Origin of the sequence: Streptomyces cahuitamycinicus (assembly GCF_002891435.1) — a bacterium.
In the GTDB taxonomy this organism is placed as follows: Bacteria; Actinomycetota; Actinomycetes; order Streptomycetales; family Streptomycetaceae; genus Streptomyces; species Streptomyces cahuitamycinicus.
Genome location: NZ_POUC01000507.1, coordinates 1 through 5,162, shown reverse-complemented (window position 1 = coordinate 5,162; position 5,162 = coordinate 1). Strand labels below are relative to the sequence as shown.

4 protein-coding genes are annotated in these 5,162 nt (G+C 69.1%); 3 read left to right on the top strand and 1 reads right to left on the bottom strand.

Annotated elements, in window-relative coordinates:
- Positions 1–328 precede the first annotated feature (328 nt).
- Complete coding sequence (ahcY, locus tag C1J00_RS37890; protein WP_102913439.1) at positions 329–1,786, top strand: adenosylhomocysteinase; 1,458 nt, start codon at positions 329–331, stop codon at positions 1,784–1,786.
- Positions 1,787–1,920: 134 nt separating this feature from the next.
- On the top strand, positions 1,921–2,535 hold the full coding sequence (locus C1J00_RS37885) for a hypothetical protein (protein ID WP_102913438.1): 615 nt from the start codon (positions 1,921–1,923) through the stop codon (positions 2,533–2,535).
- A 37-nt stretch (positions 2,536–2,572) separates the two neighbouring features.
- On the opposite strand, the gene C1J00_RS37880 is transcribed toward C1J00_RS37885, so the two are convergent.
- Positions 2,573–3,556: an RDD family protein gene (locus tag C1J00_RS37880; protein WP_102913437.1), complete on the bottom strand. Its 984-nt coding sequence runs from the start codon at positions 3,554–3,556 to the stop codon at positions 2,573–2,575.
- 128 nt (positions 3,557–3,684) lie between these two features.
- On the opposite strand from C1J00_RS37880, the gene C1J00_RS37875 reads away from it, so the two are divergent.
- Positions 3,685–4,692 carry a stage II sporulation protein M gene (locus C1J00_RS37875; RefSeq protein ID WP_102913436.1) on the top strand — a complete coding sequence of 336 codons (1,008 nt, stop codon included), beginning with the start codon at positions 3,685–3,687 and terminating at the stop codon, positions 4,690–4,692.
- Positions 4,693–5,162: the final 470 nt, after the last annotated feature.

The following is a 5,162-nucleotide window of genomic DNA, read 5'->3' as shown; positions in this document are numbered from 1 at the left end:
CTGACCTCCATCCCCCGCGCCCACGGGGCCCGCCGGATCACCCGGCGGGCCCCGTCGCCGTCCCCGGACCCGCCGGACGATCACTTGAGGGATTCGCGGGCGGGCTGGGGTTCGCCCCCGCCCCCGGTGTAGCTTGGGACGGAGCCAGACGTCGCTGCTGATGGCGGTCGGGCGGTCCCTACGCGGACCGGCCGAGGGAGAGAGGGCCTCCGACGGACTGCGCTGCGCGTACGCGGGCATGCCTGTGTCCTCTTCGGGCACTCCTGTGTCCGCCGCCGTGCAGACCAGCCGTACCCACCTCGCCCCAACCCCCGAGGAGCAGCTCGCAATGACGACTGTCGAGAACCGACAGGACTTCAAGGTCGCCGACCTCTCCCTGGCCGCGTTCGGCCGCAAGGAGATCACCCTCGCCGAGCACGAGATGCCGGGCCTGATGGCGATCCGCAAGGAGTACGCCGAGACGCAGCCCCTGGCCGGCGCCCGCGTCACCGGCTCCCTGCACATGACCGTGCAGACCGCCGTGCTCATCGAGACCCTGGTCGCCCTCGGCGCGCAGGTCCGCTGGGCCTCCTGCAACATCTTCTCCACCCAGGACCACGCGGCCGCCGCCATCGCCGTCGGCCCGAACGGCACCGTGGACAACCCCCAGGGCGTCCCGGTCTTCGCCTGGAAGGGCGAGACCCTGGACGAGTACTGGTGGTGCACCGAGCAGGCGCTGACCTGGCCGGACAGCCCCACCGGCGGCCCCAACATGATCCTTGACGACGGCGGCGACGCCACCCTCCTCGTCCACAAGGGCGTCGAGTACGAGAAGGACGGCAAGGTCCCCTCGCCCGACACCGCCGAGTCCGACGAGCACCGCGTCATCCTCGAACTGCTGACCCGCACCATCACGGACGGCTCGCAGAAGTGGACCCAGCTGGCCTCCGAGATCCGCGGCGTCACCGAGGAGACCACGACCGGCGTCCACCGCCTGTACGAGATGCAGCGCGACGGCACCCTCCTGTTCCCGGCGATCAACGTCAACGACGCCGTCACCAAGTCGAAGTTCGACAACAAGTACGGCTGCCGCCACTCCCTCATCGACGGCATCAACCGCGCCACCGACGTCCTCATCGGCGGCAAGACCGCGGTCGTCTTCGGCTACGGCGACGTGGGCAAGGGCTGCGCGGAGTCCCTGCGCGGACAGGGCGCCCGCGTGATCGTCACCGAGATCGACCCGATCTGCGCCCTGCAGGCCGCGATGGACGGCTACCAGGTCGCGACCCTCGAGGACGTCGTCGACAAGGCCGACATCTTCATCACCACGACCGGCAACAAGGACATCATCATGGCCTCGGACATGGCCAAGATGAAGCACCAGGCCATCGTCGGAAACATCGGCCACTTCGACAACGAGATCGACATGGCCGGCCTCGCCAAGATCCCCGGCATCGTCAAGGACGAGGTCAAGCCGCAGGTCCACACCTGGACCTTCCCCGACGGCAAGGTGCTCATCGTCCTGTCCGAGGGCCGCCTGCTGAACCTGGGCAACGCCACCGGCCACCCGTCGTTCGTGATGTCCAACTCCTTCGCGGACCAGACCCTGGCCCAGATCGAGCTGTTCACCAAGCCCGACGAGTACCCGACCGGCGTCTACGTGCTGCCCAAGCACCTCGACGAGAAGGTCGCCCGCCTGCACCTCGACGCGCTCGGCGTGAAGCTCACGACGCTGCGCCCCGAGCAGGCCGAGTACATCGGTGTGAAGGTCGAAGGCCCGTTCAAGCCGGACCACTACCGCTACTGAGCCGAGCAGCACCGCTGCCGGTCAGCCGGCTACCGGTTCAGATTTCCGAGGCAGGCCCCCGCACCCCCGTGCCGGGGGCCTGCCCCGTTTGACGGACCGACGACCGGCCCAGCCCGTCAAGATCCAGGACCCCCATGCCCCGCGGCCGCTATTCGCTCCACGATCCGCACGATCACACCCCCCTCGCAGAAGAGCACTTCCAGTGCGCCCCCGGCCCCTCCGGCTGGCGCTACGTCTCCCAGCTGACCACCCCCGCAGGCGATCACCACGGCTCCGTCGACCTCACCCTCGACGAACTGGGCCGCCCCCTCCGCCTCGAACTCCACGCCGCCGCCTGGCAAGTACGCGGCGCCGCCCTCGACGGCGTGACCTGGGTCCGCACCGATCCGACCGGGACGGAGGCCACCGAAGGCAATGTGCGCGCCCACGCCTTCACCGGCACGTCCCCGGCATTTCTCGTCGCCACCGCCCGTCTCCTAAGCCTCACCCCCTCAGATGCCGCCACCCGCGTACGCCTCGTCGCCTTCACGGACCCGGTCCTCGCCCCGCGCACCGTGGACCAGTCCTGGACCTTGCTGAGAAGCGAAGCACACGCCACTGACAACGGCTCCCTGACCGTGGACGAATACCAGGTCACAGCCCTGGACACGGGCGAGCAGCACACCGTGCACATCGCCGGGGACGTGGTGCTCGCGGCACCCGGGATCGAGCTCGAAGACCTGGAGTCACCGCCGTCGGTGTTCACCTGAGCGGGCAGCCGCGCCCAAGCGGCCGCTCCGCCCTCCGCTACGCCGGCGGCACGAACCCGGTGCCGGGCCGCTCGCCCGCCGAAGCCCCCGGTGACTCCGCGGGCCGCCGCTCCTCGCCGGACGGCTCGGACACCACCTCCGGCGCCCCGACCGGCCGCGCATGGGCAACCGGTGTCTCACCTACGGCCTGTGCATTGCCCTCTGCCAGAGCCTCGCCCGTACCCGCCGGGCCGATCGCCGGAGCCGCATCGGCTGCTGCCGCCTGGGCCGCACCGTTCCCGAAGGCCCGCCGGGCCTCCCGCGCCTGCCGTTCCTGCACGACCGCAGCCAGATACGCCGCCGGCGGCACACCCTGCGGCACCGGAGCGCCCGTACGCTCGGCGAGATCCGACGCCAGCCGCTCCGCCATCGACCAGCCCACCTGCGGATCCAACTGCTGCATGCGCCTCAGGTACTGCCGCACGGCGAGCCACAGCCCGTCCGGTACCGCGGACAGATCGAGTCCCGAGAACCGCCCCGCCAGCCAGGGCGGAGGAGGCGGCACGAAACCGGTCCGCGTGACCGGAATGCGCTCCCGCACGACGAGCGTCCCCGCGAACACGTCCCCCAGTCGGCGGCCACGCGCCGACACGAACGAGGCGATGCAGGCAACGATCCCAAAGGTCATGAGGATCTCGATCACACCGATCAAACCCCTCACCAGGGCATGCCGGAACCGGATCGGGCCCCCGTCGTCCCGCACCACACGCAGCCCGCACGCCATCTTCCCGAGTGATCGCCCGTGACTGAGCGTCTCCACCGCGATCGGCCCGCCCACCAGCACGAGAACGAACGTGGCGATCGACAGCGCCGTCTGCGCCGCCTCGTCGAGCGACGCCGTGGAAACGACCAGCGCGATGGTCACCGCGACGTAGACGGCCATGGCCGCCACCAGATCGAGCAGCACGGCCAGTGCCCTGCTGGGCAGCCTCGCGGGGCGCAGCTCCAACGCCACAGCCTCGCCCGTCACCAGCTCACTCACGCCTGCCGTCCTTCCCCTGCCCTGCCCCCGACAGGGCCAGTCTGCCAAGCTGAGGGCGCATCGCACCGTAGTACGACAAGCTGATCCACGACGAGCCTCCGACGACCAGCCGAGGAGCAGGCACCCCGATGGACCTCGACGTCTTCGTCTCCGCCCACCGAGCGGAGTGGGACCGCCTCGAAGCCTTGCTCCGCCGCCAGCGCCGCCTCACCGGTGCCGAAGCCGACGAACTCGTCACTCTCTACCAGCGCACCGCGACGCACCTCTCCCTGATCCAGTCCAGCGCCCCCGACCCACAGCTGACCGGTCGGCTCAGCCAGCTCGTGGCACGCGCGCGTAGTGCCGTGACAGGGACCAGGCGCGCCTCTTGGCGCGATGCCGCGCGCTTCCTGGTCCACGGTTTCCCGGCCGCCGTCTACAAGTCGCGCCACTGGTGGGTGCCCACCGCGCTCCTGTCGACGGCAGTCGCGGCCCTCCTCGGCTGGTGGATCGGCACCCACCCCGAAGTGCAGGCCTCCATCGCGGCCCCCAGCGAACTCCGCGAGCTCACGCGCCCCGGCGGCCAGTACGAGACGTACTACTCCAGCCACCCTGCAGCGAGCTTCGCCGCCCAGGTCTGGACGAACAACGCCTGGGCCACAGCCCTGTGCCTCATCCTCGGAGTCTTTCTGGGACTCCCGGTCCTCTGGATCCTCTTCCAGAACATGCTCAACCTCGGCATCGGCGTAGGCCTGATGTCCTCGGCCGGCCGACTCGACACGTTCCTGGGCCTGGTCCTCCCGCACGGCCTCCTCGAACTGACCGCGGTCTTCGTCGCGGCCGGCACCGGTCTGCGCCTGGGCTGGACCCTCATCGACCCCGGCCCCCGGACGCGGCGGACGGCGCTCGCGGAAGAGGGCCGAGCCGCCATAGGCATGGCCATCGGTCTGGCCCTCGTCCTCTTCGTCTCCGGCGCCATCGAAGGCTTCGTCACTCCGTCCGGCCTGCCCACCTGGGCTCGCATCACCATCGGGGTCGCCGCCGAAGTGGCCTTTTTGGCCTACGTCTACGTCCTGGGCGGCCGTGCCTCCCGCGCGGGGGAGAGCGGGGACGTCGAGGCAGTGGAACGCAGCGCGACGGTCCCCACTGCAGCCTGATCGTCCCGCCCACCGCCGGATGTGCGACCACCTCCGTTCAGCTGCTAGTCTCCTCTTCGCCCCACAGGAGTCGTTGACACGGCAACTGTGAGGAGGTAGATTTGAACAGTTGCCTGGAGATGGGCCCTAGCCCCGGACCAGCCACAGTGAACATCTACTTGCTTCTTGAATCGCTGATTCAAATGAAGCCTCTCCCGATGAATCGGAAATGAGCGCCCGGTCAGTCCGGCCTGGAACTTCTGATAAAGTCGGAACTGCCGGAAAGGGAAACGCGGAAGCGGGAACCTGGAAAGCACCGAGGAAATCGGATCGGAAAGATCTGATAGAATCGGAAACGCAAGACCGAAGGGAAGCGCCCGGAGGAAAGCCCGAGAGGGTGAGTACAAAGGAAGCGACCGTTCCTTGAGAACTCAACAGCGTGCCAAAAGTCAACGCCAGATATGTTGATACCCCGTCTCCGGCCATCATGG